Origin of the sequence: Morganella sp. HSTU-ASny43 (assembly GCF_022819185.1) — a bacterium.
Taxonomy (GTDB): domain Bacteria; phylum Pseudomonadota; class Gammaproteobacteria; order Enterobacterales; family Enterobacteriaceae; genus Morganella; species Morganella morganii.
Map to the genome: position 1 here is coordinate 1 of NZ_WSPG01000028.1, position 22,445 is coordinate 22,445.

Genomic DNA, 22,445 nt, shown 5'->3' on the forward strand with positions numbered 1-22,445 from the left:
CGGGTGGTGGCCGCCGAGTAAACCTCGGCGCCACCCTCACCGTCAGCGCCGGTCATGTACAGACCGATACCGGATGAGAGGGTGGATTTAGCGTTTTTACGTGCAACTTCGTTATAGGCCGTTCGGAACCGGCGAACCAGCACCGGGTCCCCATCATCGTCGTACTGAGCCTCGCCGGTGAGTTCATCAACCAGCGGGATCACAAAACCAAAAATATTAATCAGAATAAAGGTATGCCACGGCATCAGCTCTATCGGCTTACCTGCCAGCGCCCCTTTGACATGCGGGACGAACCGGTAAAAATCCAGAATATGCCGGGCGCGTTCCTCCATGAAATAAATACCGCGCTCAGGGCCGTATTCCAGATCATCAAGAAACCGCTGACACGCCAGGCGTATCAGTTCGCCCGTAACTATTTCTCCGGCAACCACCTGCTCGGCGTACCGGATCCCGTCTGCTACGGTTGCCATTCATCATTTTCTTTGTTTCAGAAATGCCTCGAAAGGGTCTTCTTCGGCTGGTGTGTTAATGATTACCTTCTGGCGGGCTGCCGGGGTCATACCGAACTCGGAGAGCATCGCGCGGATCCGTTTCCATGCATCAGCTTTCATTGCCGCCACCGGGTGTGCTTTTATCAGTGGGCCGCCATCACTCTGTGTTGTGTAGGTGTAACCTTCTTCGTCCAGGGTATCGCAGTGTTGCCGGTATTCGGTGTATGCCTCGATCAGCAGCTCCAGCGCTTTGGCATCCATCGAACTCATGACACCCATCGCATTGAGTTCTTCACCTATCCGCTTAAACCAGTATTTCCCCTGCCTGGTAAAATGCTTCGGAGTTGGGGGTACCCCTGAAGGCGGTTTTGGTTCTTTTTTATTGATCGGGCGTTTTGATGGGTTACCCCTGACCAAACGCAGGTGTGACGGGGTTTTCGGTGGTCCCGGCATAATCGTTTTCTCCTGTTAATACCCCTCCGGAGAACCCGGAAAAAAGTTTTCTAACCTGCGGCGATCTGAAAAAAGGCAAGGCGGCGGTCCTCTGGCCGTGGGGCGGCAGGGATTTGACCTCCCCCTCCCCCATACATAATGAGCAGTCAGCCGCGATTGCGTTCTGTTGCCGTCTTGCTGTAGTGACAGGGCCAGCACAGACTCTGCAGATTGCTTTCCGCATCGGTTCCCCCATGTGCCTTGGGTGTGATGTGGTCGACTGTCCTTGCTTCGGTTGCCCGTCCTTCACGCAGGCATTGCTGGCACAGGTGCTTATCCCTGCTCAGCACCACAGCACGCAACCGATCCCACTTGGTACCGTATCCGCGTTCGTGTCGGCTCTTACCCTGCTGGTGGTTCTCCCACCCAGTATTGCGGTGCTCTTCGCAGTATCCGCTGCGGTCTGTGGTTGTCTTTGCGCAGCCACGTTTGCGGCAGGCGCGGGGTATGCGTGGTGGCATCATATCCTCCGATTATAAAGCCGACTCATTATGAACAGGCTTTATGATTGGTTCATGCCGTCTCTCCGGCTGTCACGCCCTGCTGCTCCGGCAGCTGACGTTGCTGCCCGTATCGGTAACCACACCGTGGATTCGTTGTTTTTGATTCTCCCCGTGCGCTCACTGCATGAGATAAACAGGTCATAGTTAACACAAGGAGACTGCGACAACGCAGCGCATAAAAAAGCCCCGCTGTTTAGCGAGGCCTTGTTTATCTTTTGTTTAGCTCAAAGAGTGTAATTTAATCACATATCCAAGAGTACCTGCCTGAGCGTAGTATTTAAGCCCGTACCCCCATCGGTTTCGGGCTATTTTTTTATCCTCTCCGCTTCAATCTCCCGTATTGCCCGCTTATCGTGATTACAGCCCGCTATCGACTTCATTGCATCGGCCAACAACAGGATTGCACCGCCGTATGTCAGTTCATCCGGAATAACCGGCAGCGGACAATCAGCCGTCAGTTGTGGCGGGATCGGCACCACCGGCGCGGGCACGAATGTCTCTTTCGTATTGCTGCAACTTCCCAACAATGCCAGGGGAAACAGGAGTAACAGCGCACTCACTGTCTTTAAACTCCGTTCTGATAACGGTTTTAACTTTGACATTCTCCGTGCCCTCCGTTTCTTTGGCTTTGATGTTGTCGAGTGCGGCGCGGTGTCTGATGGCAACGGCTGAAAGCGTGATGGTATTTATCGTCCGCTGTGCTGACAGTTGTCCGGACAACGTTGTGTTATTCACCTTCAGCTGCTGGTTATCCCGGTAGGTGTCATATACCCACCAGGCGGCAACAATAAACAGCGCGGCAATTACTGCCTCTTTCCAGTTCATAGCACTTCACACTCATAATGGATCACTCCGTCCAGCGGGTTGTCAGGCAGCGGTTTACAGTGATTCGGGAGTGAATACAGATAACAAATCGACAGCAGAACGGTAGTCAGCAGGATGATAGCAATGATGATCAGTGTTAAAGGGTTCCGTGGCATACGACCTCCTCTATTTCTCGACGTGTCATCAACCCTTTCCACGGCTTACCCCCTGCGAAAACCCAGCGCTTCATTTCGCCACAGGCTCCGGCTCTGTCACCAGCATTCAGTTTTCTGAGCAGAGTTGACCGGGAAAAAGCGCCCAGACCTGTGTTATAGACAAATGAGTAGATCGCCCCTCTGGTATAGACAGGAATATCAACACGGATAAGTCGGTCTACCCCTTTCGCCACGATAGCCAGATCATTTTCCAGCAGCGCATCACATTCTGCCTGCGTATAAATCTTATCCTGCTGAATATCCGGCCCTGTATGCCCGGCACACACTGTCCATACTCCGGCGACATCCTGATAAGGCTTATACCTCATGCCTTCAAACACCGGGACCAGTACAAGTGCAACAGCTATTGCCCCGCCACACACTGCCGCCATTGCTTTTTTTACCAGGCCTTTATTCATGATGTTCACCTGCTTTCAACTGGAATTCCTTCCGTTTGTAATACCAGTTCACCAGGAACGTCCCGACAGTACAGATGATCCCGGCAACAATAGCCCACTGGTCCAGAGATAAAACGCCAAAAGCAGAGGTTATAAGTCCCCAGGCGTATGCTGTAGGGCTGGAATATTTGTCAGGCATGCGCATATCCACCCCCTGCGGAGTGTTCCGTATGTTGAGTGATAGGGTAATGCCGCAACCGGTTTATATTGTTACAGACGGTTAAAGTGAGGTGGCTGCGGCACTATTCGGAATCCCACCAGCGGCGGGAAAGCAATAAGAAGAGCACTGTGTCCGAATACGGATTAGGTAATGAGCCTGACGTATTCCAATGCTCTTGTTGTTGCGGGCAATAAAAAAGGCCGCCGGAGCGACCGAACTGTTATTTATATGTTGCTTTCGTCTATCTGGCATTCCAGATCGAACAGTTCTGCACGATATGACAAAATCACCTGCGTTATGGCCGATTTTTGCTGTTCGCTAAATGAATCCCACAGATCAAGCAGAGGATGATCGTGGTGTGACCATGTATCGCCGATTTCAGTTTTATCATTACTGTTTTTACACGCGCTCAAATCTATATCACCACCATGCCGAGCGCTGTCTGTTATATTGTCTACTGCCGGTAATCGACCAACCACGCATACTGTTTTATTGGTCTTATCCTGAATAACCAATGCATCATTTTCAATTTTCATAAAAAGTCCACGAGGAAAAAATGAATACTGATATTTTTGACCGATTGTTTGATTCTGATAAAACTATAGAGTCCATAGTGACCATATGCCGATCTGAGGCGCCTCTTATTTCGGTACTCACACTGCATCTGACCTGTGAAAGCTTCCTTGAAGCATTTATATCCGGAAGACTTGATGTGTGTGACTTATTCGCAAATAAGCCAGACAACCCTGATGACGTCAGTTTCAGAATGACATTCGAACATAAAAATAAACTATCTCAGCGCCTTGGAATGCCCAGGGCAGCATATGACGCTTTATTTGAACTGAATCAGATTCGAAATCAATTTGCACACAAATTACTTCACGCTGAGATACCAGCTGATAAAACAGCCAAGATCATTGATTTGGTCAACTCTATTAAGTCAGCGGAAATTGAAATTGAGTTAAGTGAAGAAGGAATAGTGTATCATCCTGATAATCATGACGATTCTTTCACATATAGGATGTCAGACCAAAACACTCCGGTAATGGTTAAATTATGCATAGCATATTTTTCTTTATTCCGAAGGGTTGCCTTGAAATTCGCTGAGTAATGCAAATCACCTGTTTAAACGACAGGCTCTTACCTGGAAATACTTTCTTCTATTGAAACTTTCGAAATGAAGAACGAATAACCTCACTAATTCGATCCTGAAGACTGGCTACTTCCTGTTCGGCAGCCAGTCTTTTCCCAGATACAACGGCGGTCACAAGGCCGCCTCTTTTGCGATAGCAGTAATCAAGGCCTTAGCTTGCCGGATAGCCGCCGATTCATACTGTCCCAGTGACAGTTCGTCGTTTCGTTCCATCGTTACCTGCAGGGAAAATATACTCATCAGCGGTAACATGGAATCTTTAACATCAACATATGCTGTAACTGTATCAGAGTCAGGGGTAATACTATGAGCCACGAAAGTAAAGTTAGGTGTCACGCCATTAAGCCATGCTGTATCGATGAATGTTTCACGTATGAAAATCTGGTTATCCTTAATTCTCAGCACACCGTTAAATACAGCTGAAGCGTCAGTGTCAGCCACTACATCATCAGATGGGGTCACATTCACCCCGACAGAACAGCCAGCCGGTGCGTTGCTTTCGATGCGCAGTGGCTCACCCTGGGTATAATCCACATCATACTCACGATGGAATGTACCGGAATGTTTACCTGCAATCTTGTCACTGACCAGTAGTCGTTTGCCCTGCCAGATATTAAAGCTCACATAATCACCGGCAGCCGCGCTACCCAAACTGCCTATGGATACTGTTAATTTTTTCATCTCAATACCTTTTTGCAGATATCAGAAAGCCGCACACAGCTCTTGTGTTAAGTGATAACGAGGTGATTGATACTGTGGCGGCGTATATGAAAAAAGTCCGCACAGGGCGACCTTTGGAATTTGGCGGGACAGCGTGGAATCGAACCACGATAAGAAGGTTAACAGCCTTCCGTAATAACCTTTATACGACTGACCCGTAGATATAAATCTGGCCCCCTCATCGGCGAGGGCACCAAAGAAACAAATCGAACTATCCGGAAATTCCGGAGAGTTGAATCTGTAAGTAACTCTTACAAGTTGCAGATATGAAAAAGCCCTCCGGAGAGGGCTCTGTTTTATTAAAGATAACTATGGGGTGACCCACCGAAATCCTTAATCCTAAGCAAATTATATCGACCTCTCAGCCGATATGGTTGGAGTCCCAGTCAACCGACGAAGTTACCAACTAGGCGGTATCGCATTTGGGGGCCGCCTCCGCATTCCCAAAATCATGAATTCATTTTTTCCCAGGATACTGAATCCGTGTCTTCATTTCAACAATAAAAGTTAACCCTTTGAACGCTAATGTCTTGAGTGCAGATACATAGGGACCGAAAGCCGCACATGGTGACCCTTGAAATTTATGAAATATTTTTTATTTCACCCTTTTACTCTGATAGCATCAGGCTCTGATACTTTGCAATATAGGGTTAACTAACATGTATAAGGCTGGAACATTATTAATTATCGTACCTTTTCTTTTAGCTGCAGGATGCTCACCAAAAATCAAACACCAAACCGGTCAGGATGCATGCGTAATAAAAATGGATACTCCGGAAGGGAACCAGCCAGGAAAAATAGACCAGGTAGATGGAAACAGCCCTGAATGCAGAGCTATAGAAAAATCAATAAACAAAGCCATTTAACTTATTTATCATAGACATAAAAACCACTGATTATTTAACCTGACTACGCGTCCACACCAAACCTCTACAGCATAATAATCAGTTGTTCGGAATAACCGAACATGTGAACTATCCGGAAATTCCGGAGAGTTGAGTTATTTCTGCCTTAGTCTGTTCAAACCGTTCCGCTTCCATCTCCACACCCAGAACGCGGCGATTGTGCTTCAGTGCGGCTTTCAGTGTCGCCCCGGATCCCATAAAGAAATCGGCTACCAGGTCACCTTCACGGCTGCTGGCTTTTATGATGTGCTCCATCATTGCGGCTGGTTTTTCACAGGGGTGCTTTCCGGGGTAATACTGAACCGGCGGGAATGTCCACACATCGGTATAAGGCACATCAACTGATACCGTGAAGTAACGGCGTAGCAACTGATACTGATCTGCCAGTTCGTGATATTCGCGCCTGAGTGTGTGTTGCTCACTGACCAGATCATCATGTTCACGGCATAAAGGGTTATTTCGCTGACACTCTGCAGCTGCCCGCTGAAAAAGCACCTGTAATTTCCGGTAATCCGCTTCATTCGGTAACTGCCACTGACTGTACCCGAACCAGTGTGAAGACATCTGCTTGCCGGTTGCCTGGTCAATTTCTTTTGCCGTGATACCCAATGCATCACGCGCCTGCCGGAAATACTCAATCAGCGGGGTAAACACATTTTTCTTCAGTTCATCCCGCCGCTGGTGGTACTCACTGCCTTTTCCTTTTACCGGTCCCTGATAATGCTCTGCAAACAGGATCCGCTCAGTAGACGGGAAAAAACAACGCAGGCTTTCTTTGTTTTGCCGCCGCCACGGGCCGGAAGGCTTCGCCCATATGATATGGCTGAGAACGCTGAACCTCTCCCGTAACAGTATTTCTGTATCTGAGGCCAGACGTGAACCACAAAACAGGTACAGGCTGCCGTTTGGTTTCAGTACCCGCCAGAACTCAGCCAACATTTCGTCCAGCCATGACAGGTAAGCAGAAACATCCGGCCACTGGTTATCCCAGGCACATGTTTTTACCTGAAAATACGGCGGGTCAGTGGCGATTAAATCAATACAATTGTCCGGAAGGGTTTTGATGTAGCTGAGTGAGTCGTCGTTGACCAAATTAATACTGTTTAAATTAACAGTGTTTTTCATAGATCCGGGTAACCTTTTTTGTTAAGCTCCCTTTGCTTTGTGCACACAAGCAGTGGGCCTTGGTTTATCCGTGATCACACAAACGGGTGAATGGCTGGGAAGGTGCTACCAACACCCACCAGCCGCCCATTTCACAGTTTAAAGTCGTTTGAGTCGTTCACCGTTGCCACAGTCTTTCAAAAGACCGGCAAGGCTGAACTGAGTAAGAAGAAGTTGGCAACGCGGCAGGGAAAGCCCTGACAAGGCAGCCGCATCGCTGACAGAAAAAACCCCGTCCGGTAACACCTCAAAAAAGCAAGCCGCTGCTGTTGTCATATCACTCTGTTTTAACATAGTATTTTATACCTTTGGTCAGTTATTGTTCATAAATACACATGTAACTCTGACCAAACGTAACAGCAAGTCTTATGTTTATTTCAGGCAATAAAAAACCCCGCATTCGCGAGGTTTATATACAATTATGACAACATATCAAATTAGCATTAAATATGGCTCAAATTATTGACTTTTGCAAGTTCCAACTACATTTTTGCGCCGTATTTCCAGCCGGTTGTTTCTCATTTTGCGCAATGCCCCACAGTCCAGAGTCTTACAAATCAACAGCAATTCCTGCCAATGAACCTTATAGTTTCTGCACCAGTTATCAGGAGCCACCCCCACCAATTCAGCCAGTTCAGACTGATAGTAATATCCGTCTTTGTTCAGGGTATAGTCCTGTACGGCCAACCATACCAACGCCCTGAGTCGCTCTTTCACTTTCTTCGATACCCGATTCCCTTTAATCCTATCCTGCATTTCGCCCCATACATAGGCGGTAATAGTGGTCTGGTGTGAGAACTTCAGCTCCTTACCGTAGCAATACAACAGCCAGGACTGTTCTGCTGCTTCCAGCTTCATAATTGCCCGACGCCAGGAGCAGTTCCGATAGTCCACCCGGTCAATAGGTGGCATCGGTAACACGGAACAGTGTGTTGACCAGCAGGATACAGCCTCGGTTTCACGGCTAATCTTTCTGCCATTCACGGTAATATCACGGGGCTTTCTTCGTGGGTAGCGAGTTGTGTTTCCCAATACAAATCCCTCAAATGCTTCAAGCTGACCTTTGGTTCGGCAGCTGTGATCGGTCATTGCGATAGTCGCTATATCCCGCAGGTACTGCAAATCGTGCTCAATCATCGTTTATCTCTCCGCGCTCCGTACAGCGCATTAACCAAAAACGCCGATCCCGTATGACCGGTTCATAAACTTAAATAACAACTCCAGTTGGCTGCCGTGCTTTGCTTCCCATGCTGCCGGATCCCGGTGTAACTCGTCGTGGTGAACCCGACACAGTGGGATGGTAAAAATGTCGTGTGCTTTTGTACCGGTACCACCGGTGCCGTGGCCGATAATGTGATGCGGGTCATCCGCCTGCTGCCCACACACACAACATGGCTGGCTTTTCACCCATAAGAGGTATTTCTGACACTCCCAGCGTTTTAACTTCGGGATCCGCATAAAACTGGCAGGAGGCTCCGGCTCTATCTCAGGAACAACGACCGGCTTTATCTGCTCTACGATGTCCTGAACAATCCGGTGGTGTGAGCGTGTCCGGTGAACAATGGAATGCTCCGTCATGGTGCCGGTTATTTCTTCTTCCGGTGGCTGCATCAGGATGTAAGAACTGATAAAGGCCGGAAGATAATCACTGACGCGGCGCATCACAGACCACGTGAACAAATCGGAAGGATTCAGAAGATGGCCGACCGGCAGCCGCAGATCAATAAATATGCTCTGCGCCACAAATGCCCGTTGGTTACGCAACAGTATTTCATCCGCCTGCTGCTGGTGGATATTCCCCTCCCGGAAGATGTTGTCATGATGCCAGCACGTCCTGATAAAACCGTCTTTATGGCGTGTCATGGTCAGTTCGTGGTGATGATACGGATCTGCTTCATCGCCAATCTGGCAATGACTTACCGATGAAACGTAATGACGAACCCCCTGTAAACCACCGGCAGCTTTTACCACGGCAGGATTGTCCAGGAAACGCAGTACCCGCTCATCTGTCAGCAGCGGATGTGCATCTGCCGGAACGCGGCCGGACGGAATGCCATCCATTGAACGGGGAGCCGCACTGACAACATAACGGGCACCGTTCCGGAAGTTACAAATCTCAGCACCGGGATTAAACATCAGGATCCTGGCATCTTTCTGAACAAAGCCGGTTAACAGGTAATTCATCAGGCCACCGCCGGAGTCATCATCAGTGCCAGAAGCTCAGCTGACTTGCTTTCAAAGAAGTGCGGCTGCGTTTCCCGGGGATTCGCCGGGGATGTCATATTTTTACCGTATGCCAGTCCACGCGTGGTTATCGACCAGAACAGGCGCTGTGTACCTCTGGATCCGGGCCGGGCTTTCTGCTCCACAATCCCCAGCTCAGCAAGGCGTTTGTATGCTCTGGTCGCAGACAATGCGGCATTGTGATTTTTCAACAGTGTAGTCAGGGATGTTGTCGGTCTGCTGGATCCATCCACCGCACCCACCGGTGCATCAATTGCATAGGAGGGAGCCAGATCCGGAAGACCAGCCATTTTTTGCAGTTTCTGATACCCGCCCAGTTTTGAGGAATTCGACAGGTTCAATGTTTTCGTCATAGATTCAAGCAGGATAGTGCCAGCCTGCACTTTGTCAGCCAACAGTATCGCCTGCTGTGTTCCGGCCACAGCATCGAACGTGCGGATAACCTTCAGATTGAAAGAAGGGCTGATCCACATTGCATAGGCATAAACCAGTTCTTTACACACGTAGGTGCCCTGTTCAGTACCACCACGCAACACATTTACCGGCTGTGTACCCGAGTCGCAGATTTGCAACTCGGCAATAAGTTGCTCTGTCTGTGCATTTCTCAGCCAATAAGGCGGTTTATGTCTTTCCTCTCCACCAGCGGCCCGGTGCAGGTCATTCAGGCAATAGCGACCAGCCATATCCCGGCGCACATTAATACCCTCGACAATAATCAGATTGCTCATCGTTATCTCTCCACACTTTAAGCGCAGCCGTATACTGCGCGTTTCACATAGGGGGCAAGTCTCCTCGGATTTACCCCACTTCCCCGTTAAGCTGCGCGATTTTGTTCCCGGCAAAAAACAGATCTGTTCTCGCACTACTCTGCAACTCTCTGCGCTTTGCCGCTAATACCGAAAACAACCGGTTATAGTTAGATACAAATTCCCGCTCGGCCACATCCTGCCCGCAGGGTTTATTTCTTCCGAATGGATTCTTCTTTTTTTTGAAAGTGTCCCGCTTCGCTGATACTTTGCTTTCATAGTTTCTGGCTAATACCGGCGCATCCGGCACCACTCTGAATATGGTCTGGCTGCCTTTTCTGCGGTGAATCACATCAACAGCATTAATTTTTTCTAATACACGCGTCGCCGACTGGGTTTTTGTGTAAGAGACTCCGTATTTTTCCATGATGTCCGGAATACTGAGCTCCGTACCAGCCGGTATATCCTCCGCAATTCGGGTATAAAGCATCATCACGCGGCCTCCCCTGTTTTCGCCACCAGCCAGCGTGCCTGCCGCATAAACAGTTCGCCGATGGTGATCAATTCATCGCGGCTGATATAACTGATTTTTTCTCCCCGCCAGTCCTTATCCAGAATGACAACCGCACCGGCAAAGAAAGCACCTGACGGTTTTTGTTTTTCATTCGCCGGTACAAACCAGTCCGGTAAATCAAACCCGATACGGCCACGGATGAATGCAACGTGATCTGCATATTCGGGCCACCATGTTTCACTCGTCGCCGCTTTCAGCAGGAAAACATACCGGCCACCTTTCTCACGCATAGCCTGAGCATATTCCATAATGTTACGAACACCGGTTACGGCCTGTTTATCGTGATAACTACTGCGGGAATATGGCGGGTTGCCATATGCTGCACCGCCCAGCTCTTTCAACTTTTCTGACCAGTCCTGTGTCAGTGCGTTATCTTCGGCGGTGTAATAGTTCGGGCATTTGCTGTTCTTACCGTCAGTAAACAGGTCGAGGGTAAACGGGCCGAACTTCGCATTGAGCCCCCAATACAGCGTATCAGGCGTCCGCCACTGATCGCCGACCTCTTTCAGCATGTGGGCAGGTTTATTACGCAGTTCTTCCAGTTCAATGACGTAATCTGAGCACATGTTCACGCAGCCTCCCGTTCTTTGGCGGCCTGCTCTGTGGCCTGTTTCCAGTACCCGCGAAATGCTGCTCGTCCGGCAATTTCATTCATCCGCCCAATGTAGGATTTGTGTTTTGCGACCAGCTCCTGTACGCGGTTTTCTGGCTTCCAGTCGGAGGATGAGAACATTTTTCTGAAGACTTCATCGCACTCGGTGGTGTCGATGTTCTTTGAGTCCGCAGAGCGTTTAAATCCGGCGGCCGTATTCAGCCAATATCTGAAACCGGAGTTCCAGCAGACATACTGCGTACCCTTGCTGGCGTGGTAATCGCTGAACTTCTGAAACTCATCCTGAATGTCCAGACCGGCGGCTTTGGCCTGCTCAATGTGTTCTGGTGTCGGTGCAAAGTTTTCCGGCATCACGGTTTTGCTTTTGGCTTTTCCGCGAACAGGATTAATATTTTTATTATCTGGATCTATGACTGGATCATGACTGATTCCGGGTGCAGCTCCTGCACCACTACCGGAACCATTTGCACCACCCGGTGCATCTGCTGCACCAGCCCGGGAACCATTTGCACCACTCACCCCCGCAGGATTTGCACCACAGGGTGCAGGAGATTCACCACTCACAGCGGTAACATCCAGGCACAGATGATAAATATTTGACTGGTTCAGACCGTTGGCCGATTTTCGTGACTCAACACGAACCAGCCCCATTTTCACCAGGGCATTGATGTGGTTCTGCACTGAGCGTTCAGATATTTCACACTGCTCAGCAATGTACGGCACAGACGGCCATGATTCCCCCTGGTCGTTGGCATTGTCCGCCAGTTTGACCAGTACCAGTTTTCGCAGCGGGTTGCCTGTTTTTATCTGCAAAGCCCGTGCAGTTAAAATCATGCTCATGGTTTCACCTCATCCGGACAGCGTGCATACCGTTCCTGAAAGATTTTCAGCGGTTCAAAGCACGGGTGCTCATAACCGTCACGCATGAAAATCACCCGGCTGTTCTCCCGGTCGTACCGGATAACGTGAACTTTCCGCCCGCGGCTGTCGGTGTAATACCGATCAAGATTGTCAGCTGTTTCTTTCATACCACGGCTCCTGCTGTCTTACCCATGCGGTTAAAATCACCTACCGCCCACTTCACAAACTGGTAGTTTGTTTCTGAGAAACCTTCCGGTACTCTTACCGTATAAACAAATGCGGCAGGGTCTTTACCACCCTTCACAGGAGCAACGCGGAGTTGCGCAAAGCCTGCCAAATGAGTTAATCTGCTCATGCGTTTATCTCTTCACACAAATTGATATAGCGCGACCGAAGCCGGAGGCCGTATACCTTCGGCTTCACCCTTTCTTCCGGTAAATTTCGATAAGCGAATGCCTGTATTCAGTTTCTGCGGCAATGCACCGGTTATGTTTCCTGATAATCTCAATAGCTTCTTTTTCATCGATATACCCGTCATTCGAAATTGATTCCCCGATACACATGCTCAGAGCGGCCTTTCTTTGGTCTACCCTCATACGCAGGTCATGCAGCTCAACACTGTCCAGTGCCCCGGCATCCGGCTTTTGGTATGAAACACGGCCTATACGCTCATTGAAGTAATCAGCTAAAAATTTCTCTTCTGACAGATCCTCCAGTGTTTCCAGCTGACCCAGCGTGAAATAACCGGTACCGTTTTTTTCGTTAAAGCGATTACGGAACGCGGGTAATCTGATATTCAGAATGGCCGCCAGGGCTTCATGACCGCCTGGGTAACTTTCCACAAAGTCAGAAACCCGTTGCTTAAGATCCACAATTGGAATTTCTTTCGGTAATTTGTTCTTCATTGCCTACTCGCTTTCAGGTTGGGTTGTAGTTAACCGTGCTTTTCTGTGCTGCTATGCTGATAAAGTTCAGGGTTGTACTTGAGTTTTCCGTCAGTTCGGCAGGCTGCCTCGAAGGCTCTGCTTTTTGGAATTAACCCACCCGGACGTTTCTTCCATTGGTAAAACGCTTCTGGGGTTATCCCAAAAAAATCAGCCACTTTTCCAGCACTACCAAAATGCTTTTCGATCTCGCTTGTAGTCATTGGCATCCCCTTAGGTATTAGTAAAGTTAGATGTTATGGTATTAGTTATCTTTTATCAATAAAAAATAAGATAGGTTATGTATTGTCTAAGTGAGGTTAGGATGGAGACTGTAGGAAGTAGAATAAAGAGACTAAGGAATACAACGAAAACAACACAGGTTGAGCTCGGCAAGTTCTGTGGTGTATCAGGCGTAGCGGTCGGCTTTTGGGAGAGGGATTTAAATCAACCAAGCGGTGATGCACTAATTAAGTTAGCGCAATTTTTTAACACAACAGAACCGTATATTTTGTACGGAATACCGTCAAAGCATGCTGAAAATGTCATAACAACAATGCGAAAAATCCCTGTAATATCATACGTGCAGGCTGGATTATTTACTGAAAGTATTCCTGAAGATATATATAATGACGCACTTGAATACCTTGAGACATCAATAAAAACATCACCATCAAGTTTTGCCCTTATTGTAAAAGGTGATTCTATGACAAACCCTTCCGGTTCACCATCCATACCGGAGGGAGCAAAGGTAATTGTAGACCCAGAGGCGGAAGTCGTTAACGGGAAAATTGTCGTAGCCCGCCTTGATGGAACAAGCGAAGTGACGATAAAAAAACTAGTAATAGATGGCCCGAGTAAATTTCTATCCCCCCTAAACCCCCGCTACCCAAACATTTCCATTAACGGAAACTGCCTAATCATTGGGGTTGTCCGTGGTGTACAATACGAACTCTAATTTGTCTTAATCACGCAAATCTAATTTTAATAAGATTTGCGTTGACCTACAAGCGAAGATATCTTAGACTAAAACCTAATGAAGATTAGGAGAGAATCTAATGCAAACCGAACCAATCATCACCACTAACAACATGTCAGTAGACGATGTTGCCGCGTGGATCACCGAAAAAGCCCAGGCACTTCAAAAGCTGGAATCTCTGCGTGCAGAACGTGACAGAGAGATCCGCGACCACGAACGCACTATCAGTCGACTCGATGAAGATATCATAAAGTGGGAAGAGCGCTGTACTTTAACAGTACAACCGCAGTAACGGCTGCGTATCTGAATAACTGTGTGAAGAGTAAACGACCCCACAACAATAACCATGCAGCATCATTAGCGGCCGTGCATAACACGGTGCAGTCCACCAGCCGGCCGCCATTTTTTTTACAAACATAAGTCCACCGGCGTAAATCGTCCTGCCGGATAGATACCTTGCCTGACCGCCGGTGGACTTATCTTTGTGTGAAGAGACAACGAAAGGAAAAACGCAATGAACGAGAATAACCGCATGACCAGTGTACCGGACTTTCTCTCCGAGTTAGACGCCGGTGTATTTGAAAACAAACTTTCTGCTGCACTAAACGATGTTGCTTTCGGCACCAATAAAAATGGTGGTACCGGGGAAGTTCATATCATCCTGAAATTTACTCAGGCTGATGAAGACCGCTTAAAGGTTTCTCACAAATTAAAGTTTGTGACACCCACTAAGCGCGGTAAAAAATCCGAAGAGGACACAACCGAAACACCAATGTGGGTTGGTAAAGGTGGGAAACTGACTATTCTTCCGGAAGACCAGGGGCAATTATTTGGTATTGACGGAAGTGTCGACGGGAAATTAAAAGCCGTTAAGTAATTTCCTTTTTTTAAATAAACCATTCCATTTACTTTTTATGTTTTTAATTAAACAGGAGTCTTTTTATGTCTAATTTAGACGGAACTGCTATTTCTCAGATTAAGAATATGGCTGTTGCTGCCTTAAGTCTGGATGCTGTAGAAAAATCCCTCTGCCCTGCTGTGATTTTACCGGGTGATTTCAATGTTAAAAGTCTGGAACACTTACAGGAAGGTCGCTATCGCTTCCGTGGCGCAATGGATACAACCAGTATCGCTGATTTTGTGAAATATTCCCTACAACACGGTATTGAGGATGGTGTCAGCTGTTTTATTGATGCTGATGAAATGGCGGCAAAAACTATCTTTAATATCGGTACCATCGGTGATCCGGGGCATGCAGATAATACAGCCACTGTATCACTGAAAAAGACATCACCTTTTGCATCACTGCTGAATGTTAACGACCGCCGTCAGGGTCAGAAAGAACTGGCGGAATGGCTGGAAGACTGGCGCGATAACCTGATGGCATTTGATGCAGACGGTAATGTTATTGATATTAAGCAGGCAATCAATGCTGTGCGCAAAATCACCATTGAAGCAAGCCGCTCCGCAGATCATGAGGACCGTGATTTTGGTGCCAGCCGCTCCGTAATGGAAAGCGTGGAAGCAAAAAGCCGTGACATCATGCCTGCTGTATTTCAGTTTACCTGCACACCATACGATGAACTGTCTGAACGTACGATAAAACTGCGTTACAGCGTTCTGACCGGGGGAGATGTACCTGTGTTGGTACTGCGTATTGTTCAGCTGGAAAAACTGGAAGAACAAATTGCCCAGGAATTCCGTGATCTGCTGGCTGATAAATTCGAAGAAACTGAAATCCAGACATATATCGGTACTTTCAGAGCATAATTATATTTTATGCCGCTTTAACCGGCGGCATTTTTCCGCCTGTACCAGAGAATAAATTAATTTAATAAATTATATAATCTTTATTCCAAAGAGGATATACATCATGTCTGAACAAGAAAAAACAAAAATTAAAATTAGTGTTACCGTGACATTAGGTAAGCCACCAGCCATTAATATAGATGTGCAGAGAGAATTTCATGTCAATGAAGATCAACCGCTCACAAAATATTTCTTAGAAAGAGTTAGTGAATATATTTCCGGCAAAGAAGTAACGGCGAATGCAATAACAAAAGCCGCACAAGATACTATGGCAAAAAGAAATATACACTAAAAAATAACGGCTTTTTATTATCTAAATTGTGTGGAGAGATAAATGTCATATATAGCAACCAGTACCGGGAAACATATTGATTTCACCAATATCACTCCGGATCAGATATGTATCGAAGATATCGCGCGCGGCCTGTCGAATGAATGCCGGTTTGCCGGGCAACTGGAGAGTTTCTATTCCGTGGCTCAGCACTCTGTATATGTCAGCCAGATTGTACCGCCGGAATATGCACTGGAAGCCCTGCTGCACGATGCTGCTGAGGCGTATATCAAAGATATCCCCTCACCGCTGAAAGCCATGCTACCAGACTACAAGGCCGTGGAAAAACGCATTGAAGCGGTTATCCGTGAGAAGTTCGGCCTGCCGCCGATAATGACCGTTGATGTTCACTATGCCGATCTGGTCATGCTGGCAACCGAAAAGCGGGACTTTGAAATAGACCCCGTCAACCACTGGCCGATACTGGATTCAGCTCCGCCACATGATGACATCATCATCCAGCCACTGACACCGCCGCAGGCATATCACCAGTTTATGGCGCGGTTTGAAGCTCTCACACTCGGGGCATAAAGATGAAAACTGAATACATTTATATCTGCGCTCAGGCGTACTGCAATGCCCAGGGTAGCGGCATCGAATATTACACCGACTATGAGCGCTTTGATAATCGAAATGATGCCATTAAAAATGGATGGAAACAGCGGGAATCAGATGATTTCAATATCGGCGTTTTGGTTAATGGACGACTCGTTTCGGTCGACTGGATGGCTAAACCAATTGATACCGATCCGGATACATTACGGAAAATCGAAGATCAACTGGGCCTGTGTTAAATAGTGGATTAAACGAAATGAAACCAATACTCGATATGTGCTGCGGTAGCCGGATGTTTATGCACGACAAGCAAGATCCGCGCGTGTTGTTCAGTGATATCAGAAATGAAGAACATACTCTTTGTGATGGCCGTCTGCTGCAAATTACACCGGATATCATTGCTGACTTTTAAAACCTGCCGTTCCCGGATGAAACATTTTACCAGGTGCTGTTTGATCCGCCCCACCTCGTCTGGGTCGGAAAAAATAGCTGGATGTTTAAAAAATACGGCTCACTGGATAAGCACTCATGGCGTTCTGACCTTGCTGCCGGTTTCAGAGAAGCATTCAGGGTGTTGCGGCCACACGGTAGTTTAATTTTTAAGTGGAATGAAACGCAGATCTGGGCGAGTCAGATTCTTGAGCTGACTGAGTATAAACCTACCATTGTGCAGCGTGTCGGTAAGAACGATAAAACGCACTGGATGGTATTCTATAAGGATCCGCTATGAGTGAATCTGTTCCGGATATAGCCGCCCGCCTGACTTACACGCTGCAAGTGATGGAAGAAAGGCACGGGTCTAAAATGATGAGTCTGACGAACACTGTCGAGAACAACGCTAAAGAAGCATTACGCCAGTGCATTATGGTTCTTCACTCATATGACTATGAATTAAATAAATTACAAGGGGATAAGGATAGTGAATAAATTCAAACACCTGATGATTGACCTTGAAACTATGGGTAACAAACCAGATTCCGCCATTGTGGCTATTGCTGCAGTTCCGTTCGATATGGTTTCCGGTGTAACTGATGATGCACTTTTTTATGAAATTATCGACCTGCGCAGCAGCGAAAAATACGGCGGTAGTATCGACGCAGACACCGTGCTGTGGTGGCTGGGTAAAAGCGATAATGCCCGTGGTGAAATCATTAATAGCGAAAAGGCCATTGAACTGCCTGACGCACTGCTCGGCCTCAGTTCATTCGTTTCTGAGTTCTGTGAAGAACGGGTGCAGGTATGGGGTAACGGAAGTAATTTCGATAATGTGATCCTGCGTACTGCATACGAAAACTGTGAGATAAATCCATTCTGGAGACACTGGAATGACCGAGATGTGCGCACCATTGTCGAACTTGGCCGCAATGCCGGCATCGACCCGAAAAAAGATTTCCCGTTTGTTGGTGAAGCACACAATGCACTGGATGATGCATTGCACCAGGTGAATTACGTGGTCGCAATCCACCAGCATTTATTTAAAAACCTCTAATCGTATACGGCGATGTGTGGAGAGAAGATTATGGCTATCGGAAAACTTATGAAAGCCAGCGCATGGGCAAAAAGAGAATTTGAGACAGGATCAATACCCGATAACAGAACCGTCCGGCGCTGGATAGAAATCGGATCGCTGAAAGGCCGAATTGTTGACGGAACTATTCTTGTTCATTCATCTGAACGATGGGGGGTTGAGTCTGAGGTTTCCTCATGCGTAAGCGATCTGATTAAGGCTTCATAATATGGCACGACCTCGCAAACGGGAATTCCGGCATCTGCCGGATTTCCTTTACTATGATAAGTCAGCAAAATGTTACCGCTTCATACTTGTAAACGGTGTCCGTAAAAGTGTTGGTACTGACAAAGCAAAAGCTATAGCCATTGCCCGTGAATACAACAATATTATGCGTCCGGAGCGTGCTGTCAGTGTTAAATCATTGATCACTGACTCTGGCGGTATTAACGGTGAATCACTGCCACTCACTGAGCATTTTGATCGTCTGTTTGAGCGTATTATTCGTGACGAACAACCATCAAAAAGCACCCTGTCTGACTGGATAAAAGACGCTGAACGCGTAAAAGAATTTTTCAAAGATATACCATCAGCCGAAATTACCCTGGAGCATGTAAACGGATTTATTGCTGAATACCATGCTGATGCATCAGCAAACGTTCAGAACCGGAAAGTCGGATTTTTGAAGAAGATTTTCAGTTACGCAATGGATGAATCGCTGATGCTGGATAACCCGGCAGAACGCAAAAAAATGAAGCGTGTCGACAGTAAACGCCGGCGGCGATTGTCGTATGATGATTTCCTGAAAATCAGAGCGGCTGCTGAACCATGGCTCCGTACTGCTATGGATCTGGCCCTGCAGACAACACAGGCACGGCTTGAAGTGTCGCGCATAAAATATAACATTAAAGCACCGAAGGAAAACACCTGCGGATGCGTCTGGTTCCCGGAGGAAAGAAACGGGATCTACGGGATGCTGTACATTCACCGGCAGAAAGTACAACACAAGGAAGCCGCCCATGTGGCAATACCGATCGGTAAAGTTATAAAGGAAATTATTGATAACAGCCGCGATAACGTTGCCAGTCCGTACATTGTTCACCGCGTTCCTGAGCGGTTACCAAACAAAATAAGCCAGTATGTAAGCCATCCCACACAGGTGGCACCGGATTATGTCAGCCGGGGATTCTCAAAAGTCAGAGATAAAGTTGGGGTTGGCGCACACCTTGAACCAGATGAGAGGCCAACTTTTCATGAGATCAGAGCGCTGGCCGCATTTATGTTTAAACAACGCGGATTTGATCCACAAGCCAGGATGGCACATAGTGACGCTGAATCAACAAAAATTTATACAGAAAACCATGTTGATTGGGTCGAGGTACCGCACTGTGAAATCGCATAAATACGGGTGGTAAAACGAACTGTAAGCCTATGATTCGTATAGCGCAGATATTGAGAATAAAGCACTGTTTGCAAACACAGTTAAAATGATATTATTTAATAAATATCATGCAGTTACACAATAGCGAGTCGGTGTCATGGGGTGTCGGGGGTCGCAGGTTCAAATCCTGTCATGCCGACCATTGTTTATATAAGAAAACCAACTCGTTAGGGTTGGTTTTTTTGTGCCTGTAATCCACAAGCCATCACACCTTAAGCATTTTCACCGTTTCATCGATATCGATTTCATCTTCTGAGAAAATCAGGGTAGTGCCGTGCTGTGTGGTGATCGCCAGTTTTCTGAGTGTGCGCATTTCGGCCGGACCGGCGGATTTTGGTTTGATGTTGTTCATCAGCACGCCGACAGACAGTACCGCGTTCTCTTTATCAATCCCGGTATCTGCCGCTTCTTCCTCACTGTAAACCACGAAGGACTTAATGGCCGTCAGCTTAATACGCTCACCGGCGATAAAAACATATTTGCTTTCCGGCACTACTTTTACCGCATAGGCTGACAACCCTTTATTATTGGTGCCGGGCTCAAATGTCACGGCGGCATTTTTCTTAATCAGGTCAGGATTGGCGACCTTAACCACATGAAAATAACGGTTATCCCCGTTCTCATCTTTGATAAACCCAAAACCTTTATCTTCAAACCATGTTGTGATTGTTCCGTTCATCGCCGTTACCACCTGCTTAATCATCTGTTGCTGAGTCATTACAGCGCGCAGTATAAAGGACAATGCCCGCGCAGACCACGCCTTTGGCTGAGATCCGGCGTAATCTTCAGGCATCCTCTTACCTGACAACCGAAATTCCGGCTAAATAATAGCCGGACACCATAATTTACTGTTATCATCAAAATATGATTAGATATTAATATTATTAACTAACTATATTCCGGTAATCGAGATGTCCTGCAAACGTAAAATTCCGCTCGGAGAAAACGTGCTGGATGCAGCACAAAAGCGGATTGAATGGCTGTTTGATACTTTTGAACAAATCACCCTTTCCTTTTCCGGCGGCAAAGACTCCACCGTTCTTTTTCATCTGGTTGCAGCAGAGGCCAGAAGACGGCACCGGAAATTCAATGTCATGTTTCTCGACTGGGAAGTACAGTATTCCGCTACTATCAGCCATGTTGCTGCCATGAAATCGCTCTATGCTGACTGTACTCAGCGGTTTTACTGGATAGCGCTGCCTGTCACCACCGAAAGTGGTATTTCCCAGTATGAACCGGCCTGGACGGCCTGGGAACCCGGTAAAAAATGGGTCCGGCAACCACCGGAAGATGCCATTACTGACCCTGATTTCTTTCCCTTCTATCATCCGGGGATTATTTTTGAAGATTTTACTCCCGCATTTAATCAGTGGATCACCGGAGATCATCACAGCTCTGTCATACTGCTGGGGATCCGCGCCGATGAATCATTAAACCGGTTTCTCGCCATCAGTAATAACCGGAAACTGCGTTATGCCGATGATATCCCGTGGACAACCGCATCACCGGAAGGATTCTATTATATGGGTTACCCGATTTATGACTGGCATGTGAAAGATATCTGGACTTATATTTCCCGCAGCAGACTTCCTTACAATACGATTTATGATCTGATGCATCAGGCCGGTGTCAGTCTCAGTAAAATGCGGATCTGTGAACCCTTCGGCCCGGAACAGCGCAGAGGGTTGTGGCTGTATCATGTCCTGGAGCCGGAAACATGGAGCCTTGCCTGTGCGCGGGTCAGTGGTGCGGATGCCGGTATGTTGTACACACGACCCGGAAATAAAGCCGGTTTTTTCGGTTCCCGCCAAATCAGCAAGCCTGCCGGTCATACCTGGAAATCCTACGCCCGTTTTTTACTGGCCAGCCTGCCGGAAAAAACCGCAGAACACTACCGGAACAAAATTGCGGTCTATCTGCACTGGTATGCAGAGCGGGATTATCCGGACGGGATCCCGGATGAACAATCCGGTGATACAGGCAGTAAAGATATTCCGTCCTGGCGGCGGATCTGCAAAACCCTTTTACGTAATGATTTCTGGTGCCGCTCACTGGCATTCAGCCCGACCAAATCTCATTGCTACGACAAGTATTGCAGGCGCATACAGGCAAAACGCAAAGACTGGCAACTGATATAGCAGACGGATAACATAAATATGAAAACAGTACTCTCTTTACTGGAAAACTATCTGAACGGACTGGATAATGAAGAACAAACAATTGAGGCACTCAACCGGATAAAACTTTTTTTACATCAGCGCAGTCCGTTTAAAGATGAACCGGTCGATTGTGTGCTGTGGGTAAAGCGGGCACAGGTGACCGCAAATGATTATAATCCGAACGTGATGTCACCCTCGGAGAAAAAATTGCTGGAAACGTCTCTGACCAAAGACGGTTATACCCAGCCGGTTGTTGTGCTGCCATCTCCGCACGACCGCTCAGACTTGCAGGTGGTTGATGGCTATCATCGTTATTTATTAAGCCGGAAAAATGCACTGAAAAAACGACTTAACGGATACCTGCCGGTAACGCTGCTCGATACGGAAAATCACGGAGTTGCTGAACAGATGGCCGTTACTATCCGCCATAACCGGGCCCGCGGACAGCATCAGGTTACCGCGATGTCAGATATTGTCCGGGACTTATCACGACTGGGCTGGAGCGATGAAAGAATCGGAGAGGAACTGGGAATGTCGCCGGATGAAGTATTACGGCTTAAGCAAATCAGCGGTCTGGCTGAACTATTTTCTGAGCGGGAATTTTCTGAAGCCTGGACAGTAAAATAAATCATTCCGCT

36 protein-coding genes, 1 tRNA gene and 2 pseudogenes are annotated in these 22,445 nt (G+C 47.4%); 16 read left to right on the forward strand and 23 right to left on the reverse strand.

Translation table 11 applies throughout. The features are described 5' to 3' along the window. The 8 genes and pseudogenes from GN208_RS14095 to GN208_RS14130 form a co-directional block, all read right to left on the reverse strand. Nucleotides 1-470 (reverse strand): annotated as a pseudogene (locus GN208_RS14095) (terminase large subunit); the annotation flags it as partial. A gap of 3 nt (nucleotides 471-473) precedes the next feature. Beyond that, on the reverse strand, nucleotides 474-944 hold the full coding sequence (locus GN208_RS14100; RefSeq protein ID WP_111759631.1) for a phage terminase small subunit P27 family: 471 nt from the start codon (nucleotides 942-944) through the stop codon (nucleotides 474-476). Between the two features lie 146 nt (nucleotides 945-1,090). Next, nucleotides 1,091-1,444, reverse strand: a complete 354-nt coding sequence (locus GN208_RS14105; RefSeq protein ID WP_204962348.1) for an HNH endonuclease signature motif containing protein — start codon at nucleotides 1,442-1,444, stop codon at nucleotides 1,091-1,093. A 489-nt stretch (nucleotides 1,445-1,933) separates the two neighbouring features. Continuing rightward, entirely contained in the window at nucleotides 1,934-2,311 is a 378-nt protein-coding gene (locus GN208_RS14110) for a hypothetical protein (RefSeq protein WP_214232151.1), read from the reverse strand. Continuing rightward, nucleotides 2,308-2,466: a hypothetical protein gene (locus tag GN208_RS14115; protein ID WP_182106595.1), complete on the reverse strand. Its 159-nt coding sequence runs from the start codon at nucleotides 2,464-2,466 to the stop codon at nucleotides 2,308-2,310. Before GN208_RS14115 ends, GN208_RS14110 begins: the two co-directional genes overlap by 4 nt. Further along, nucleotides 2,448-2,924: a lysozyme gene (locus tag GN208_RS14120; RefSeq protein WP_243828453.1), complete on the reverse strand. Its 477-nt coding sequence runs from the start codon at nucleotides 2,922-2,924 to the stop codon at nucleotides 2,448-2,450. Before GN208_RS14120 ends, GN208_RS14115 begins: the two co-directional genes overlap by 19 nt. Continuing rightward, the gene (locus GN208_RS14125) at nucleotides 2,917-3,108 is read right to left on the reverse strand and encodes a phage holin family protein (protein ID WP_024474664.1); all 192 of its coding nucleotides are present in this window, start codon (nucleotides 3,106-3,108) and stop codon (nucleotides 2,917-2,919) included. The genes GN208_RS14120 and GN208_RS14125 overlap by 8 nt, the downstream gene beginning before the upstream one ends. A gap of 239 nt (nucleotides 3,109-3,347) precedes the next feature. Beyond that, a complete protein-coding gene (locus GN208_RS14130; RefSeq protein WP_243828454.1) occupies nucleotides 3,348-3,659 on the reverse strand; it encodes a hypothetical protein in 312 nt (103 codons plus the stop codon). Nucleotides 3,660-3,679: 20 nt separating this feature from the next. On the opposite strand from GN208_RS14130, the gene GN208_RS14135 reads away from it, so the two are divergent. Continuing rightward, the gene (locus GN208_RS14135; protein ID WP_049246077.1) at nucleotides 3,680-4,234 is read left to right on the forward strand and encodes a hypothetical protein; all 555 of its coding nucleotides are present in this window, start codon (nucleotides 3,680-3,682) and stop codon (nucleotides 4,232-4,234) included. Nucleotides 4,235-4,387: 153 nt separating this feature from the next. On the opposite strand, the gene GN208_RS14140 is transcribed toward GN208_RS14135, so the two are convergent. After that, the gene (locus GN208_RS14140) at nucleotides 4,388-4,957 is read right to left on the reverse strand and encodes a YdfR family protein (protein ID WP_243828455.1); all 570 of its coding nucleotides are present in this window, start codon (nucleotides 4,955-4,957) and stop codon (nucleotides 4,388-4,390) included. A 121-nt stretch (nucleotides 4,958-5,078) separates the two neighbouring features. Then, nucleotides 5,079-5,153 (reverse strand) — tRNA-Asn (locus GN208_RS14145). Nucleotides 5,154-5,655: 502 nt separating this feature from the next. Here GN208_RS14145 and GN208_RS14150 point away from each other — a divergent pair. Beyond that, nucleotides 5,656-5,862, forward strand: a complete 207-nt coding sequence (locus GN208_RS14150) for a thiamine biosynthesis protein ApbE (RefSeq protein ID WP_075204884.1) — start codon at nucleotides 5,656-5,658, stop codon at nucleotides 5,860-5,862. A 108-nt stretch (nucleotides 5,863-5,970) separates the two neighbouring features. Here GN208_RS14150 and GN208_RS14155 read toward each other — a convergent pair whose 3' ends face one another. The 12 genes from GN208_RS14155 to GN208_RS14210 form a co-directional block, all read right to left on the reverse strand. After that, nucleotides 5,971-7,026, reverse strand: a complete 1,056-nt coding sequence (locus GN208_RS14155; RefSeq protein WP_243828456.1) for a site-specific DNA-methyltransferase — start codon at nucleotides 7,024-7,026, stop codon at nucleotides 5,971-5,973. A 138-nt stretch (nucleotides 7,027-7,164) separates the two neighbouring features. After that, a complete protein-coding gene (locus GN208_RS14160; RefSeq protein WP_112544611.1) occupies nucleotides 7,165-7,359 on the reverse strand; it encodes a hypothetical protein in 195 nt (64 codons plus the stop codon). 165 nt (nucleotides 7,360-7,524) lie between these two features. Further along, complete coding sequence (locus GN208_RS14165; protein ID WP_163653202.1) at nucleotides 7,525-8,202, reverse strand: bacteriophage antitermination protein Q; 678 nt, start codon at nucleotides 8,200-8,202, stop codon at nucleotides 7,525-7,527. A gap of 30 nt (nucleotides 8,203-8,232) precedes the next feature. Beyond that, complete coding sequence (locus tag GN208_RS14170; RefSeq protein WP_163653200.1) at nucleotides 8,233-9,249, reverse strand: DUF968 domain-containing protein; 1,017 nt, start codon at nucleotides 9,247-9,249, stop codon at nucleotides 8,233-8,235. Then, nucleotides 9,249-10,037 carry a KilA-N domain-containing protein gene (locus GN208_RS14175; protein ID WP_112544605.1) on the reverse strand — a complete coding sequence of 263 codons (789 nt, stop codon included), beginning with the start codon at nucleotides 10,035-10,037 and terminating at the stop codon, nucleotides 9,249-9,251. The genes GN208_RS14170 and GN208_RS14175 overlap by 1 nt, the downstream gene beginning before the upstream one ends. A 70-nt stretch (nucleotides 10,038-10,107) precedes the next feature. Further along, a complete protein-coding gene (locus tag GN208_RS14180) occupies nucleotides 10,108-10,548 on the reverse strand; it encodes a hypothetical protein (protein ID WP_205764023.1) in 441 nt (146 codons plus the stop codon). Next, nucleotides 10,548-11,195: a phage N-6-adenine-methyltransferase gene (locus GN208_RS14185; protein ID WP_112544603.1), complete on the reverse strand. Its 648-nt coding sequence runs from the start codon at nucleotides 11,193-11,195 to the stop codon at nucleotides 10,548-10,550. The genes GN208_RS14180 and GN208_RS14185 overlap by 1 nt, the downstream gene beginning before the upstream one ends. A gap of 2 nt (nucleotides 11,196-11,197) precedes the next feature. Then, a complete protein-coding gene (locus GN208_RS14190; RefSeq protein WP_243828457.1) occupies nucleotides 11,198-12,082 on the reverse strand; it encodes a helix-turn-helix domain-containing protein in 885 nt (294 codons plus the stop codon). Continuing rightward, nucleotides 12,079-12,270, reverse strand: coding sequence for a DUF4222 domain-containing protein (locus tag GN208_RS14195; protein ID WP_112544666.1), 192 nt, complete (start codon nucleotides 12,268-12,270; stop codon nucleotides 12,079-12,081). Before GN208_RS14195 ends, GN208_RS14190 begins: the two co-directional genes overlap by 4 nt. Continuing rightward, nucleotides 12,267-12,458 carry a hypothetical protein gene (locus tag GN208_RS14200; protein WP_243828458.1) on the reverse strand — a complete coding sequence of 64 codons (192 nt, stop codon included), beginning with the start codon at nucleotides 12,456-12,458 and terminating at the stop codon, nucleotides 12,267-12,269. Before GN208_RS14200 ends, GN208_RS14195 begins: the two co-directional genes overlap by 4 nt. Nucleotides 12,459-12,522: 64 nt before the next feature. Next, complete coding sequence (locus GN208_RS14205; protein WP_049246711.1) at nucleotides 12,523-13,008, reverse strand: YmfL family putative regulatory protein; 486 nt, start codon at nucleotides 13,006-13,008, stop codon at nucleotides 12,523-12,525. A 29-nt stretch (nucleotides 13,009-13,037) separates the two neighbouring features. Continuing rightward, nucleotides 13,038-13,250, reverse strand: coding sequence for a Cro/CI family transcriptional regulator (locus GN208_RS14210; protein ID WP_024475294.1), 213 nt, complete (start codon nucleotides 13,248-13,250; stop codon nucleotides 13,038-13,040). A gap of 101 nt (nucleotides 13,251-13,351) precedes the next feature. On the opposite strand from GN208_RS14210, the gene GN208_RS14215 reads away from it, so the two are divergent. The 12 genes and pseudogenes from GN208_RS14215 (at nucleotide 13,352) to GN208_RS14270 (ending at nucleotide 19,609) form a co-directional block, all read left to right on the forward strand. After that, complete coding sequence (locus tag GN208_RS14215; RefSeq protein ID WP_024475295.1) at nucleotides 13,352-13,984, forward strand: LexA family transcriptional regulator; 633 nt, start codon at nucleotides 13,352-13,354, stop codon at nucleotides 13,982-13,984. Nucleotides 13,985-14,084: 100 nt separating this feature from the next. Then, nucleotides 14,085-14,297, forward strand: a complete 213-nt coding sequence (locus GN208_RS14220; RefSeq protein ID WP_024475296.1) for a hypothetical protein — start codon at nucleotides 14,085-14,087, stop codon at nucleotides 14,295-14,297. 222 nt (nucleotides 14,298-14,519) lie between these two features. Beyond that, the gene (locus GN208_RS14225; protein WP_243828459.1) at nucleotides 14,520-14,882 is read left to right on the forward strand and encodes a hypothetical protein; all 363 of its coding nucleotides are present in this window, start codon (nucleotides 14,520-14,522) and stop codon (nucleotides 14,880-14,882) included. Nucleotides 14,883-14,947: 65 nt separating this feature from the next. Beyond that, the gene (locus tag GN208_RS14230) at nucleotides 14,948-15,775 is read left to right on the forward strand and encodes a DUF2303 family protein (protein ID WP_243828460.1); all 828 of its coding nucleotides are present in this window, start codon (nucleotides 14,948-14,950) and stop codon (nucleotides 15,773-15,775) included. A gap of 103 nt (nucleotides 15,776-15,878) precedes the next feature. Then, nucleotides 15,879-16,106 carry a hypothetical protein gene (locus tag GN208_RS14235; protein WP_243828461.1) on the forward strand — a complete coding sequence of 76 codons (228 nt, stop codon included), beginning with the start codon at nucleotides 15,879-15,881 and terminating at the stop codon, nucleotides 16,104-16,106. Between the two features lie 42 nt (nucleotides 16,107-16,148). Further along, on the forward strand, nucleotides 16,149-16,676 hold the full coding sequence (locus GN208_RS14240; protein WP_243828462.1) for an HD family hydrolase: 528 nt from the start codon (nucleotides 16,149-16,151) through the stop codon (nucleotides 16,674-16,676). 2 nt (nucleotides 16,677-16,678) lie between these two features. After that, nucleotides 16,679-16,939 carry an antitoxin gene (locus GN208_RS14245; RefSeq protein WP_109882394.1) on the forward strand — a complete coding sequence of 87 codons (261 nt, stop codon included), beginning with the start codon at nucleotides 16,679-16,681 and terminating at the stop codon, nucleotides 16,937-16,939. 17 nt (nucleotides 16,940-16,956) lie between these two features. Further along, nucleotides 16,957-17,430: pseudogene (locus GN208_RS14250) on the forward strand (class I SAM-dependent methyltransferase). Further along, the gene (locus GN208_RS14255; protein WP_025152948.1) at nucleotides 17,427-17,627 is read left to right on the forward strand and encodes a hypothetical protein; all 201 of its coding nucleotides are present in this window, start codon (nucleotides 17,427-17,429) and stop codon (nucleotides 17,625-17,627) included. The pseudogene GN208_RS14250 and the gene GN208_RS14255 overlap by 4 nt, the downstream one beginning before the upstream one ends. After that, entirely contained in the window at nucleotides 17,620-18,189 is a 570-nt protein-coding gene (locus GN208_RS14260) for a 3'-5' exonuclease (protein WP_239450837.1), read from the forward strand. The genes GN208_RS14255 and GN208_RS14260 overlap by 8 nt, the downstream gene beginning before the upstream one ends. 36 nt (nucleotides 18,190-18,225) lie before the next feature. Next, nucleotides 18,226-18,435, forward strand: coding sequence for a hypothetical protein (locus GN208_RS14265; protein ID WP_225310064.1), 210 nt, complete (start codon nucleotides 18,226-18,228; stop codon nucleotides 18,433-18,435). Nucleotide 18,436: 1 nt separating this feature from the next. Beyond that, a complete protein-coding gene (locus GN208_RS14270) occupies nucleotides 18,437-19,609 on the forward strand; it encodes a phage integrase SAM-like domain-containing protein (protein WP_109882395.1) in 1,173 nt (390 codons plus the stop codon). Nucleotides 19,610-19,853: 244 nt separating this feature from the next. On the opposite strand, the gene GN208_RS14275 is transcribed toward GN208_RS14270, so the two are convergent. Then, nucleotides 19,854-20,327 carry a cold shock domain-containing protein gene (locus GN208_RS14275; protein ID WP_032098716.1) on the reverse strand — a complete coding sequence of 158 codons (474 nt, stop codon included), beginning with the start codon at nucleotides 20,325-20,327 and terminating at the stop codon, nucleotides 19,854-19,856. A gap of 232 nt (nucleotides 20,328-20,559) precedes the next feature. On the opposite strand from GN208_RS14275, the gene GN208_RS14280 reads away from it, so the two are divergent. Beyond that, a complete protein-coding gene (locus GN208_RS14280) occupies nucleotides 20,560-21,786 on the forward strand; it encodes a DUF3440 domain-containing protein (protein WP_004238016.1) in 1,227 nt (408 codons plus the stop codon). A gap of 18 nt (nucleotides 21,787-21,804) precedes the next feature. After that, a complete protein-coding gene (locus tag GN208_RS14285) occupies nucleotides 21,805-22,434 on the forward strand; it encodes a ParB/RepB/Spo0J family partition protein (protein WP_004238015.1) in 630 nt (209 codons plus the stop codon). Nucleotides 22,435-22,445 lie beyond the last annotated feature (11 nt).